11 protein-coding genes and 1 tRNA gene are annotated in these 13,519 nt (G+C 42.0%); 2 read left to right on the forward strand and 10 right to left on the reverse strand.

Going from position 1 to position 13,519, the window contains the following annotated elements:
• Window positions 1–130: 130 nt before the first annotated feature.
• The 6 genes from gla to QP439_RS08285 form a co-directional block, all read right to left on the reverse strand.
• Entirely contained in the window at window positions 131–1,036 is a 906-nt protein-coding gene (gene gla, locus QP439_RS08260) for an aquaglyceroporin Gla (protein ID WP_049551099.1), read from the reverse strand.
• A gap of 158 nt (window positions 1,037–1,194) precedes the next feature.
• The gene (locus QP439_RS08265) at window positions 1,195–2,361 is read right to left on the reverse strand and encodes an ATP-grasp domain-containing protein (protein WP_261027562.1); all 1,167 of its coding nucleotides are present in this window, start codon (window positions 2,359–2,361) and stop codon (window positions 1,195–1,197) included.
• A 12-nt stretch (window positions 2,362–2,373) separates the two neighbouring features.
• Window positions 2,374–3,114: an esterase family protein gene (locus tag QP439_RS08270; protein WP_261080809.1), complete on the reverse strand. Its 741-nt coding sequence runs from the start codon at window positions 3,112–3,114 to the stop codon at window positions 2,374–2,376.
• Window positions 3,115–3,133: 19 nt separating this feature from the next.
• Window positions 3,134–3,958: an alpha/beta hydrolase gene (locus QP439_RS08275; protein WP_285389434.1), complete on the reverse strand. Its 825-nt coding sequence runs from the start codon at window positions 3,956–3,958 to the stop codon at window positions 3,134–3,136.
• A 136-nt stretch (window positions 3,959–4,094) separates the two neighbouring features.
• Window positions 4,095–5,309 (reverse strand): tRNA uracil 4-sulfurtransferase ThiI, encoded by a 1,215-nt coding sequence (gene thiI, locus QP439_RS08280; RefSeq protein ID WP_265473172.1) that lies wholly within the window; start codon window positions 5,307–5,309, stop codon window positions 4,095–4,097.
• 8 nt (window positions 5,310–5,317) lie between these two features.
• Window positions 5,318–6,460: a cysteine desulfurase family protein gene (locus QP439_RS08285; protein ID WP_285389437.1), complete on the reverse strand. Its 1,143-nt coding sequence runs from the start codon at window positions 6,458–6,460 to the stop codon at window positions 5,318–5,320.
• A gap of 138 nt (window positions 6,461–6,598) precedes the next feature.
• On the opposite strand from QP439_RS08285, the gene QP439_RS08290 reads away from it, so the two are divergent.
• Window positions 6,599–7,027 (forward strand): DUF6556 family protein, encoded by a 429-nt coding sequence (locus QP439_RS08290; protein WP_265473174.1) that lies wholly within the window; start codon window positions 6,599–6,601, stop codon window positions 7,025–7,027.
• A 43-nt stretch (window positions 7,028–7,070) separates the two neighbouring features.
• On the opposite strand, the gene QP439_RS08295 is transcribed toward QP439_RS08290, so the two are convergent.
• The 4 genes from QP439_RS08295 to QP439_RS08310 all read right to left on the reverse strand — a co-directional run bounded on the left by QP439_RS08295 (window position 7,071) and on the right by QP439_RS08310 (window position 13,166).
• Window positions 7,071–9,374, reverse strand: coding sequence for a DNA translocase FtsK (locus tag QP439_RS08295; protein WP_350224147.1), 2,304 nt, complete (start codon window positions 9,372–9,374; stop codon window positions 7,071–7,073).
• 194 nt (window positions 9,375–9,568) lie between these two features.
• Window positions 9,569–11,521, reverse strand: a complete 1,953-nt coding sequence (locus QP439_RS08300; protein WP_285389440.1) for a fructose-specific PTS transporter subunit EIIC — start codon at window positions 11,519–11,521, stop codon at window positions 9,569–9,571.
• A complete protein-coding gene (gene pfkB, locus QP439_RS08305; protein ID WP_285389442.1) occupies window positions 11,518–12,429 on the reverse strand; it encodes a 1-phosphofructokinase in 912 nt (303 codons plus the stop codon). The genes QP439_RS08300 and pfkB overlap by 4 nt, the downstream gene beginning before the upstream one ends.
• Complete coding sequence (locus QP439_RS08310; protein WP_261018417.1) at window positions 12,426–13,166, reverse strand: DeoR/GlpR family DNA-binding transcription regulator; 741 nt, start codon at window positions 13,164–13,166, stop codon at window positions 12,426–12,428. The genes pfkB and QP439_RS08310 overlap by 4 nt, the downstream gene beginning before the upstream one ends.
• A gap of 161 nt (window positions 13,167–13,327) precedes the next feature.
• On the opposite strand from QP439_RS08310, the gene QP439_RS08315 reads away from it, so the two are divergent.
• A tRNA-Ser gene (locus tag QP439_RS08315) sits at window positions 13,328–13,415 on the forward strand.
• Window positions 13,416–13,519: the final 104 nt, after the last annotated feature.

The following is a 13,519-nucleotide window of genomic DNA, read 5'->3' on the forward strand; positions in this document are numbered from 1 at the left end:
TTCCACTGGTTTTTACGATTTTTATCAGACTAACTTCCACTTGGATTAACGGTGGAAGTTAGTTTGGGAATTTAGCTTTTTCGTAAAAATTTCATATAAAAAAACCGAGGATTTCCCCGGTTTCAATTTCTTATAGGTAAAGGAATTTGAAGATAGCTACTGCCGCAATTGCTGCTGCGATCGGTGCTACTACTGGTACCCAAGAGTACCACCATTTTGAATCACCTTTGTGCTCACCAAGAACTGATTTTGGAAGGAAAGCATGAAGGAGACGTGGTCCCAAGTCACGGGCTGGGTTCAAGGCAGGTCCTGTAGGTCCACCAAGTGAAGTTACCAAGGCCATAACAAGGAATCCAAGTGCCAAGTGAGCAATTCCAAGACCAGATGTCATAAATGGTGCCACTTGTTCTTTAGCTTGGTCAAGTGCTGCTGTTACTTGCTCTTGAGGAATTGTTTGACCTTGAGTAGTTGCTTGAGCAACTTGAGCATTGATAGCGGCTTGTGCTTTTGATACTAGTTCAGCACCAAAGAAGTTTTTAGTCATACCAAGGGCTGCAAAGAAAAGAACAAATGAACCAACAAACTCGTTTACAAAACCGTTAACAGTTGCTGCGAAACGTGCTTCTTTTGTACCATTATCCAAACTTGAAATGGTTGAGAAAGTACCCAAGATATTGTTTGGATTTTCAGTTTTCAAGTAATATGGGCGGTGTGTTGCCACAACCAAGGCTTGACCAAAGATAGCACCCAAAACTTGTGCAAGGATATAAGGCGCTACTTGTGCCCAAGGGAAAAGACCGCTAATCGCAAGTCCAAGAGTGAAGGCTGGGTTGATGTGGTTACCTGATACGTTACCAAACATCAAGGCTGGAATCATAACCCCCATACCATAACCAACAGCGATAACGATCCAGCCACTTTGGTGACCTTTCGTACCTTTAAGTTCAACGTTGGCAACTGCACCATTTCCAAGAATGATCAAAATAGCAGTGGCCAAAAATTCAGTGGCATATTTAATTGCCCATGTGAAATCCATTTGATAGATTCTCCTTAAAATTTTTTAGACAATCCTTATTCTATCAATTTTTATATCTTTTAGCAATATGTTTTCTAAAAGAATATATGAGAAAGCGGTTTTATTTCTTATAAAAAACAAAAGGATTAAGGGAGTAATTTTCCTTAATCCGAAAGTTCTTATTCTTGACGTTGTCCGAAATCTGCAATCATTTGCTCCATTTCTTGTCGACTCGGAGTTGTCAGCATATAAAGGTAATCTCCTTGAAGTTCCGCAAAGGCAGCTGGCATGATTTTTTTAACCTTGAACTGCTGGCTGTATTTAGCAAGTAAGTCCTCCTCAGAATAGACATAGTGAGCATTTGCACGACGTGATGTAGCCAAACAATACTGAGGTTCAAAGTCTGTTACTGGGAACTCTTCTCCTGCGACAATAGCTGCATAGCCACGATAGAGATCCAAGGAATGAGCAAAATTATAAACATCGATAGTGAATCCACCTGCAGGGCGGTTATTGTACTCAATAGCGATGTAATCGTCCCCCTCGCGGAAGAACTCGATATGGAAGAAACGTTCTTTCATACCAAATTCTTTGACAATTGCCTCACCATATTTACGTAATTTTGGATCCATATCCTTAAGAACATAGTAAGAATTGTCCATCTTATAAATCATGAGATCAAGCGGTGTATAGGCGTAGTCAAAGGTTGTTGAAAAGACAATTTTACCATCCTTGTCCACAAGACCATCAAAAGTGCAGATTTCACTGGAAGTGACAAATTTTTCAAAGAAATAAACGGTTGAATGGTCCCATTCAGCCTTGAAGTGATTGATATCGTCTTCTGTTTCAAGCTTAAAGGTCGCAGCTGCTCCCACTCCGTTATCAGGTTTGGCAATCATTGGAAGGCCGATTTCGTTCACTGCTTGATCAACATCTGCTTCCGTCTTGATAACAGCTCCAGGGACCACAGGGACACCTGCTTTTCTGAAAAGCTTCTTCATTTCAGACTTAAATTTCGTCTTTTTGAGCTCCTCTGGTTTGGCACCAAAAACATTGAATTGTTCTCTGAGTGTTGCGTCTAGCTCTAGCCAATATTCATTGTGGGACTCGATGCGGTCAATTGGGCCATGTTTATAAAAGAGAAAAGCAACTGCACGTTTGACTTCGTCTACATTTTCAAGATTATCTACACGGAAATACTCGGTCAGGCTATTGCGCAAAGGTTCATCCAATTGCTCGTAAGGTTCTTGGCCAATTCCCAAGACTGTGATGCCTTTATTAGCTAGTTCAATCGTAAACTGTTGAAAGTTTTGCGGATAGTAGGGAGAAATAACAAGGTAATTCATAGGTAACTCCTTTTATAGATAGAGATTGCTGAGGAAATAAGGCATTTGTTTGCGCCACCATTCCCAATCGTGGGCGACATCGTGTCCCCATTCAGCAAACCAGGCTGGAATTTGTTTCTGGTCAAAGGCTTCTTTGAGCTTGTAGAAAGACGGTAGTCCGTCATGTTCCCAGGCTCCATGACCCGTACACAGTACAATCTCTGCCTGACGGTAACGATCGATAAACCAGCCGTCGTTCTGATTCCAGATATAATCTACTGGCGAGTTTTGATAAATAGCATCGTCATTGTAGTAATTGCCGACAAAGAAACGTGCATCGTAAACACCACTAAGAGCAATCACCTTGGTAAAGACATCTGGATGCTGAAGGAAGAAATTGAGTGCATGGTAGGCGCCCATTGAGCAGCCTGTCGTCATCATGCCATCAAACCAACCTGTCTTATGCTTGATAAAAGGAATGGCCTCCTCAATCACATAGCGTTCATAGGCACGGTGCATCTCTGCTTGGTCGTGACCATTTTTCCAAGTGGCCAACCAGCTCTCACTATCCACACTAGATAGGGTAAAGAACTGAACACGGCCTTCCTCGATAAAGGAAGCACAGGCATCAATCATGCCAAAATCATAGTATTCATTGTGACTGCCACCAGATGAAGCAAAGACCACAACTGGAATCCCAGCATGCCCATAACGGTTGAGGTACATTTCACGGTTGAGGTGACCACTCCAGTGACTAAGATGTTCAATATGCATGGCTTTCTCCTTTCTTAACTTACCATTTTTCTGCAAAAAATCTCAGACAGTCTGGTAAGTTCTGCGACCATGGAATCTCACTATGGATGGCACCAGACTGAACTTTCAAGACAAGATTATCCAGATGAACCCCCCCAGCAATCAAATCATGGTAATAGCGAAGCGTCGAGTCGATATAGGCTTGTTTGATATTGCCAGCCATCAAGGTCTTGTCTGTGTCATCTGCTTCTTCTGTTCCTACATAGATGAAGATGCGCTGGTCAGGCGACAGTTTTTGGCGCTCGATATAACAGTTAAATGCTTCTTGGTGGAGCCAGTTTGCAGATGAAAAGACGCCTAGGCAACCAATTTGGTCTTGGTATTCCAAACCGATAAATTGGGTAATATTGCCTCCTAGTGAGGAACCAATCATAGCCGTATGCTGGCGGTCAGCTTTGGTACGGTAGGTCTCATCGATAAAAGGTTTGACCACATCCATGATAAACTCGGCATACTCCACACCTTTACCGCCAAACTGCTGCCCCGGAATAGGAGATTCTTTGAACTTCCAAGCCGCATACTCATTCATCCGTCCCATACCATCATTGTCAATAGCAACGACAATCATGCGACTGATATCCGGATTTCGTTTAATAGCTGGAATAATCTTCCATGAATGGCCAATAAAAGATTCTTTACTATAAAAAACATTTTGCCCGTCATGAAAGTAAACAACAGGATAGGAACGATCCGTATCTTTCTCATAATCTTTAGGCAGAAGAACACGTACACGGCGTTCCTTACCTGTATAAGGAACCTTTAGTTTATGCTCTTTCATCTTTAAATAAAAGTAGGATTGATTCATTGTCAGAAAACTCTCTATATTCAAAATTTTATTTTATTATATCACAATTATAGAAAAAAAGTTAGTTTTGCTTCCATTTTTGGATTAAAAACTAACTTTTTTATTTATTTTTTCTAAATTCTTTTGGATTTTCTGATTAGAGGAGATTGTCAATCAAGTCGTCCACTTCATCTTTTTTAGCTTGAGGTGTAATTTCAGTAATCATAATTCCAGCCACTGCTCGCTCAACTAAACCTTCCACATCCATACGTGCTTCGTACTGCTCCGCATTCTTAATCTTAGGATTAGTCTTAGGACGATCTGGTGCAAAAATCGTACAGCAGTCTTCAAATGGCTGGATTGAAATGTCAAAGGTATCGATTTCTTGTGCAATATCAATGATTTCCAACTTATCCATGGTTACAACTGGGCGGATGATGGGAGTGTTAGTAACGGCATTGATAGCCTGCATGCTTTCAAGGGTTTGGCTGGCTACTTGACCTAGACTCTCCCCATTGATGATAACCAAACCATTTCGTACCTCACGAATACGGTCGGTAATCCGCATCATAAAGCGACGAGTTAAAGTCATCAAATAAGCCTCTGGCGCTTTAGCCTTGATTTCCTCTTGAATCTCAGTGAAAGGCACCTCGATAAACTGGATATTGCCTCCGAACTTGGTCAATTTACGAGTCAAATCTTGGGCTTTTTTAAGGGCACCAGGACTCGTGTAAGGTGGGCTAGCAAAGTGAACAGCTTCGATATCCACTCCACGTTTCAAAGCAAGATAACCTGCTACAGGGGAGTCAATTCCTCCTGACAACATAAGCATCCCTTTACCTGAAGTTCCAACTGGCAAACCACCAGCTCCACGAATGGTTTCATAGGAAAGGTAGGCCGCCTCTTCACGAATCTCTACTTGGAGATTGATGTCGGGACTTTTCATTTGAGCTTGCACATTTGGAATGGCTTCGAATACGGCCCCTCCAAGGGTTTGATTGAGTTCACGACTATCCAACTCAAAATTGTGGTCGCTACGCTTGCTAGAGATTTTGAAAGTCATTCCTTCTTTGTAAATATCTTTCATAATCTCTTGGACAGCAGACTTCAAAGTTTCTACAGATTTTTCAACCTTGTATACAGGGGAAAAATTTTGAATCCCAAAAACTTGTTTGAGTGATTCTGCTACCGCTGTGTAATCAGCTCCATTAAGGTAAGCATGGGCACGGTCGCGATCTGCCGTTACCTTAACTTGGGGATAGATAGACAAAACGTCTGAAATATTATTGCGAAGTTTATTGATGAAACGCATACGGTTTTTGCCTTTGGTTGACAGCTCACCGTAGCGAATCATAATTTCTGAATACTGCATGAATGCTCCTATCTTACTTTTCTAGTTTGATTGTAAATCAATTTTAACTTGGTCAAAAACTGCTCGACCTGACTCATATCATTTTCAAGGTCTAGGCTAAGACGCACAGCTGACTGGGCCTTATCTTTATCCACTCCCATGGCAATCAGGGTTCCGGCTGGTTTCCCTGCCTTGGACGAACAAGCAGAAGTCGTAGAAATAAAAATATCATAGTCTTCAAAGGCGTGAACGATAACTTCTCCACGAACACCCTTGATTCCAAAAGTCAGGATATGAGGGGAAAAGTCTTCCTCATCTGAAAAGATAAAAATATCTGGATAGTCCAGAAGGGCTTGACGAATCACTGCCTTCATCTGTCCTGTCTTACTCGTAAAGAAATCTAGCTTTTCCATAGACAAACGCAGAGCCTTGGCTGTCGCTGCAATCCCTGCCACATTTTCAGTCGTCGAACGATAATCACGCTCCTGACCACCACCTGTTAAAAGAGGCGTAATCTTCTTGCCAGACTTGATATAAACAAATCCAACCCCTCGAACTCCGTGAAATTTGTGACTAGAGAAAGTTGCAAAATCCACTCGTTCTGTCAGATACTTTTCAGTCGAAATTTTAGCAAGTGCCTGAACAGCATCAACATGGAAGGAAATAGTTGGTTTGTCTGCTAACAGTTCTGAAATAGTCTCAATGGGCTGAACAGAGCCGATTTCATTATTCACAGCCATGATGGAAACGAGGGTCGTATCAGGTCGTATCAAATCTGCTAGCGCCTCAACATCTACAAATCCTTTCTCATCAACTGGAGCAAAATCCACTTCAAATCCTTGACTTTTCAACCAGAGGGCTGATTCCTTAACTGCCGGATGTTCAATGGCTGATACAATGATGTGCTTTCCAAACTGGGCTTTTTCAAAGGCCACTCCCTTGATGACCCAGTTATCCCCTTCTGTCCCACCAGAAGTAAAGAAGATTTCATCGCTTTTCTTACCGATTAAATCTGCAATCTGTTTGCGAGAAGCATCTAAGATTCGTGTTGCCTGGTCTCCCAAACGATGGAGACTAGATGGATTTCCTAAAATTTTTGAAGCCACCTGCATATAGGTTTCAAGGGCTTCAGGATAGGGCTTTGTCGTTGCCGAATTATCAAAGTAAATCATGTTTTCTCACGCTTTCTAAAATCACTCCTTCTATTGTATCATGAAACGGAGCTTGCGACAAGAAAGGGCAATTCCTCTTTTTTTAAGATTTTTTTAAAGAAATGAGGTATAATAAATTTTAATTAAAGGAGAGAATGCATGTCTAATTATCGTAGAACTTCAAAACCAAAAACAGAACACATCAAAAAAGGCTTTACGGTCTTTCAAAAAACCGTTGCTACTATCGGTAGTATCCTTGGATTAATTACCGCAAGTATCACTATCATGAACGCCTTGGATAATAACAAAAATACTAAAAAAGAACCTACGACAACCCAGACCACAACAATTGTCAAAGAAATTCAAAAGGAATCACCTCAAGAAAACACTAGTCCTAATAAGGAAAATAACACTTCTCAAGAAAAAACACAACAAGAGGAAACACCAAAATCCAGTGTCAAAGAAGAGAAAAAAGAAGAGCAGAAAACATCAACTCAGGACTCTACTACACCTGCTCCAAGTAAACCTACCACTGAAAATGAAAAACAGTCCAATCCTCCAACTTCAGAAAATAAAACTAATCAATAATCACTAAAATAGCCTCCTTCCAAACTTGGAAAGAAGCTATTTTTTATTGTTGTAAAACTTTTCTTGGTTTGGTTCCTTCAGCTGGACCAATGACACCTGCCATTTCGAGTTCTTCCATAAGGCGGGTCGCACGGTTAAATCCAACTGATAAACGACGCTGAATCATGGACGCACTAGCTTTCTGGGTCTCAATGACCAAAGCCTTGGCTTCTTCAAAAAGCGGATCTCCACCAGTTTCACCATCTGAAAATTCACCTTCATTTTCAGAAACCTCACCTGGATCAAAACTCTCATCGTAGTCCGCATCAGCCTGAGCCTTGATGAAGTTTACGATGCGCTCGACATCATCATCCGAGATAAAGGAGCCTTGGAGACGTACTGGATGATTTTCATCAATCGGTTTAAAAAGCATGTCTCCTCGACCAAGTAGTTTTTCTGCTCCATTTTCATCCAAAATAGTACGGGAGTCTGTCCCTGATGAAACTGCGAAAGCGACACGAGATGGGACATTGGCCTTGATCAAACCAGAAATGACATCAACCGATGGGCGCTGAGTTGCAAGAATCATGTGGATACCTGCAGCACGCGCCTTCTGTCCCAAACGGATAATGGCATCTTCTACTTCCTTGCTGGCAACCATCATGAGGTCTGCCAACTCATCTACAATTACGACAATGAGTGGTAACGGAATCTGCTTGTACTCAGATTGAGCATTAAACTCTTCTACTTTAGCATTAAAGCCTGCAATATTCCGAACTCCCACTTTGGCAAAGAGTTCATAACGATTTTCCATCTCATCCACGACCTTTTGAAGGGCCTTGCTGGCCTTACGTGGATTGGTCACAACTGGAATCAAGAGATGGGGAATATCATTGTAAACGGACAATTCAACCATCTTGGGGTCGACCATCATAAATTTAACTTGATCAGGTCTAGCCTTCATAAGAATGCTAGCGATAATGCCGTTAACTGCTACCGACTTCCCTGAACCCGTTGAACCTGCAACTAGCAAGTGGGGCATTTTAGAAAGGTCAAAAGCTCTTGCGGTACCATTAACTGCCTTCCCTAGAGGAATTTCCAAGAGATTTTCTGCTTTCGTTTGAGATTGTTCCCATAGTTCTCGGAAAGAAACGGTTGCAATTTCAGAGTTAGGTACTTCTATTCCGACCAGAGATTTTCCAGGGATTGGTGCTTCAATCCGGACATCCTTGGCCGCCAAGGCTAGAGCGAGGTCATCTGCCAGATTGGAAATGCGGTTGACCCGTACACCAACTGCTGGCTTAACTTCATACTTGGTCACTGATGGGCCAATTTCAGCCCGTTCCACCGTCACCTTGATACCAAAGCTAGCAAAGGTTTCTTCTAGTATTTTGATATTTTCTCGGACAATTTTCTTCTCTTTAGACTGATCCTTTGGTTTATCTGGGGCAAAGAGTTGTAAGCTTGGAAGTTTGTATTCAAGGGCTTCCTTGGCTGAAAAATCGACCTGAACATCTTCATCGTCCAATTTTTCTTCTTGTTCAGGGAATTCAAGTTCAGCTTGAGGTAGGATGATTTCTGGTTCCACCCACTCTTCTTCTGGAATAGGTGGAACGTCCAGCACAACATCATCAGTCAGAATTTCACCCGTTTCCATATCAACAGGAGGCAAATCGAGTAAGGCTTTTTCAGCTTTTTCTTGTTCTAATCTAGCCTCTTCCTCAGCCTTTTGACGAGCTTTTTCTTCTTGTTTAACAAAGCGTTCCTCTTTTCGACGCTCATACCCTTCTCGCCATTTGGCAAAGCCTTTACTGAAAAATTCAGCAATATCGTAAACAGACCAAGGACTGACTAGGAGGGCACCTGCTAAAATCAAGATAGAACCAATAAAGTAAGTCCCGATATTGGAGAAGAGAAAGGCGATTGGAATATAAAGAGCGACCCCAATCAAGCCCCCTCCAGCAAAGCTGGTCGTTCGAAAGCCTGTTAAATCCGTCACAACCTGAGCCATGGTTCCTTTTAATACCGACTTGTCCAAACCATATTTCCAAACCAAATAGGCCTCAAAAATCAAGAGCAGGCCAGCAAATATGGTAAAAAAGCCTGATAAGAGCCCTTCCTGTTTTCGTATCCACTTGAAAAAGAAGAGATAGATCAATAGGGCAACTATTACCAGATAGGCTAGGCTCCCCACCAACAAGCGAATTAAATTGTAAAGAGTGATACCTGCAGCTCCTAATTTGAAGGCTGCGAAAATCAATAAAAGCGCGATTCCCAAGGAAATCAACATTCGTTGAATCGCTTCTTTTCTTTCGAGTTCTGCTTTAGACGGTCTCCGTCTTGTTTTACTTGTATTCTTGTTTGCCATTCTTCTATTATACCATATTTCACAGGCATTTCGGAAAGAGAAAAAGACTGCACCAAACGGTCCAATCTTTTCATTTTATATCTAATACTCAATGAAAATCAAAGAGCAAACTAGGAAGCTAGCCGCAGGCTGTACTTGAGTACGGCAAGGCGATGCTGACGTGGTTTGAATTTGATTTTCGAAGAGTATAAGTTTTATGCTTGGGGTTTACGTAGATAACCATAGACCACACCACTTACGATTGCTCCTACCAAGACAGAAACGAGGTAAAGAAGGGCATTTGAAGTAAGGGCGATAACGAAGATTCCTCCGTGTGGTGCCATGAGTTTGATACCAGTAAGACCAACGAGTCCACCTGCTACTGCTGAACCAAGGATGAAGCTTGGAATCGCACGAGCTGGGTCAGCTGCACCAAATGGAATTGCTCCCTCGGTGATAAATGACAAGCCCATGATAATATTTGTCAAACCAGAGTTACGTTCTTCTTTGGTAAATTTATCTTTGAAAAGAAGAGTTGCGACAAAGATGGCAAGTGGTGGCACCATTCCTCCAGCCATAACCGCTGCCATGGCTACGGAACCACCTGAAGAAACAGTCGCTGCAAGCGTACCTGTACCAAAGACATAAGCCGCTTTATTGACTGGTCCACCCATGTCAACAGCCATCATTCCACCAAGGACGATACCAAGAAGGACTGCTGAACCTCCTCCAAGACCACCTAGGAAGTCATTCATAGCAGTGTTGATTGCTGCCATTGGGATATTCACAGCTAGCATAACAAATCCAGTCAGGATTGTTCCAAGAAGTGGCAAGATGAGAATTGATTTAGCACCTTCAAGTGAACGAGGAACTTTAACGTATTTCTTGATAGCAAGAACCAAAGCACCTGCGATAAATCCACCAACAAGGGCACCTAGGAAACCAGATGAGACACCTGCGAGAGTTGAAGTTGCTTCACCACCTGCGGCATAAGGAATTTTACCAAAGGCAAAACCTTCTTTGGCAATAGCACCAGCCACGAAACCTGCTACTAAGCCTGGTTTTTCAGCGATAGAGTAGGCAACATAACCTGCAAAGACTGGGAGCATCAAGCCAAAGGCTGCACCACCAATTTTCATGAACATAGAAGCTAACTCATGGTAAGAACCAAGATTGCCAAGTTTTTCATTTGGAACACCCAAAGCACCGTCAATCAAGAAGGCAAGGGCAATCATGATACCACCACCTATAACGAATGGCAACATTTGGGATACACCACTCATCAAGTGTTTGTAGAAGGCCCCACCAAGGCTTTGTTTTTCGTTAGATGCTGTTGCAGCTTGGGCACCATTAGCAGCACGGTAGACTTCAGCATCTCCTGAAAGAGCCATGTTAATCAATTCTTCTGTCTTACGGATACCGTCTGCAACTGGACGATTGATCAATGGTTTGCCATCGAAACGATCCATTTCAACTGCCTTGTCTGCTGCGATGATAACAGCTTTAGCATTGCGGATGTCTTCAGCAGTTAGTTGGTTACCAACACCGCTAGCACCGTTGGTTTCGACCTTGATACCAACACCCATTTCAGCAGCAACTTTTTGAAGGGCTTCTTGGGCCATGTAAGTGTGGGCAATACCTGTCGTACAAGCCGTAACAGCAACGATAAAGTCACCAGAGTTATTGGCAGGTTCTTGAACAGGCTTCTCTGTTTTTTCTGAAGCTTGGTCAAAAAGTTCGATAACTTGGTCGGCTGATGTTACGTTACGAAGTTTGTCAGCAAAACCGTCTTTCATCAAGTATTGAGACAATTCTGCCAATGCTGCCAAGTGGGTGTCATTGGCACCTTCTGGAGCCGCAATCATAAAGAAGAGGTCAGTTGGTTGCCCATCCAAACTCTCGTAGTTAACACCCTTGTTTGACTTGGCAAATAGAACTGTCGCTTCTTTGACAGCAGCATTTTTGCTATGAGGCATTGCGATACCATCACCCAAACCTGTAGAAGTCAAAGCTTCACGCGCCAAAATTCCTTCTTTAAAGGTTTCAAAATCTGTCACATAACCGTGGTCTGTCAAACTTTTAATCATCTCTTCGATGACAGCAGTTTTTTCAGTTGCCTGCAAATCCAGCAACATGACATCTTTTCTCAATAGGTCTTGAATTTTCATCGTTTTTCTACCTCAACTTTTTCATATGTTTCTTTAATAAATTCTGCCGTTGCCAAGTCGTCTGAGAATGTCGTTGCTGTTCCACAAGCTACTCCCCATTTGAAGGCTTCTACTGCATCTTTGGATTTGACAAATTCACCTGTGAATCCGGCAACCATAGAATCACCAGCTCCAACTGAATTTTTCACAGTTCCCTTGATTGGTTTAGCGAAGTAAGCTCCCTCAGATGTTACTAGAAGGGCACCATCACCAGCCATAGAGATAATGACGTTTTGAGCACCTTTAGCCAGTAACTCACGAGCATATTTCTCAATTTGGTCCAAACTTTCGAGTTTAACCCCAAAAATCGCTCCAAGTTCATGATTGTTTGGTTTAACTAAAAGTGGCTGGTAGTCCAAACTATCAATCAAGGTCTGTCCTTCAAAGTCACAAACCACTTGCGCACCCGTCTGACGCGTCAAGGCAATTAAATCCTTGTAGATAACATTGCCTAGATTTTTAGCACTTGAACCAGCAAAGACAACTGTATCTTCTTCTGTTAAACTTGAAAGAATAGCTTTCAATTCTTCTAACTGAGCTGGCTCCACATTTGGACCAGTCCCGTTAATTTCTGTTTCTTGGTCTGCTTTGATTTTAACATTGATACGAGTATCTTCTGACACTAGGACAAAACGTGTTTCAATTTGCTCTTCTGCCAGAGTATCTGTGATAAATTTACCAGTAAAACCTCCGATAAATCCCGTCGCTGTATTTGGAATACCCAAGCGTTTCAAGACACGGCTAACATTGATTCCTTTCCCACCAGCAAACTTATCATCACTGTCCATTCGATTAACACTACCGACTTGGACTTGGTCCAAACGCACGATATAATCAATAGATGGATTGAGTGTGACTGTATAAATCATACTTCTATTACCTCCGTTTTCTCCTTAATAGCCTGCAAGAGCTCATGCCCTTGACTTGTGATAACAATAGCTCGTTTGAGTGGTGCTACCTTGGCAAAGCAAGTTTGTCCAATTTTTGATGAATCCACTAAGACGTAGGTCTGTTTAGCATTCTCCAAAATAGCACGCTTCACAGCTCCCTCTTCCATATCAGGAGTCGTATAATAACTATCGTCCACACCATTCATCCCGATAAAGGCACGGTCAAAGTGCAATTGGTTAATTTGGTTAAGAGCAACGCCCCCGATGCTAGCATCTGTCGCCATCTTGACACTTCCTCCAACCATGACAGTTGGAATTTGCTTTTCAACCAACTGTGCCGCATGGTGAATAGAGTTGGTTACTACCGTAATATTCTTATTGACCAATTCATGAATCAAAAAAGCAGTTGTTGTTCCAGCATCGATAAAGATGACATCTTGTTCCTTGATGAGAGAGGCTGCTTTCTGAGCCAGCAACTTCTTTTCTTGAAGGTTTTTGACAGATTTTTCTTGAATGGTTTCTTCTTCCTGCAAGGAATGGGGCAATTCTGCTCCACCATGCACGCGACGAAGCTTGTTTTCAGCTTCCAACTCATCCAAATCTCTTCGAACCGTTGATTCTGACGTTTCTAGCAAACTAACTAATTTCTCTAGAGAAACTACATGATGTTGATTTAACTCCTCTAAAATCAGTTGTTTCCGCTCTGTTTTTAACACTGAATCACCTCCTGTTATCGTTTACACTATTCATTCTATCATACTTTATTTCAAAGTCAAGCATTTTTTATCACTTTCTTTCAAAATCTATCATTTTTCTTATTTCCAAAATTTTTATTGCAAGATAAGAGCCTTTATGGTAGACTATTTGAGTAAGTATTGGAAGATTACTCAAGAGGCTTAAGAGGCCGTGTTGGAAACGCGGTAGGCGTGTAACAGCGTGCGTGGGTTCGAATCCCATGTCTTCCGTTTATTTTAAAAAAGATACCCAAGAAATGTACTGACCCCAAAAAGTTAGACAATTAATTTAAGCAAAGGATTTAGTTCTGTATTGTACAGGGCTAAGTCCTTTT

Source organism: Streptococcus sp. UMB1203 (assembly GCF_030217725.1).
Classification (GTDB): domain Bacteria; phylum Bacillota; class Bacilli; order Lactobacillales; family Streptococcaceae; genus Streptococcus.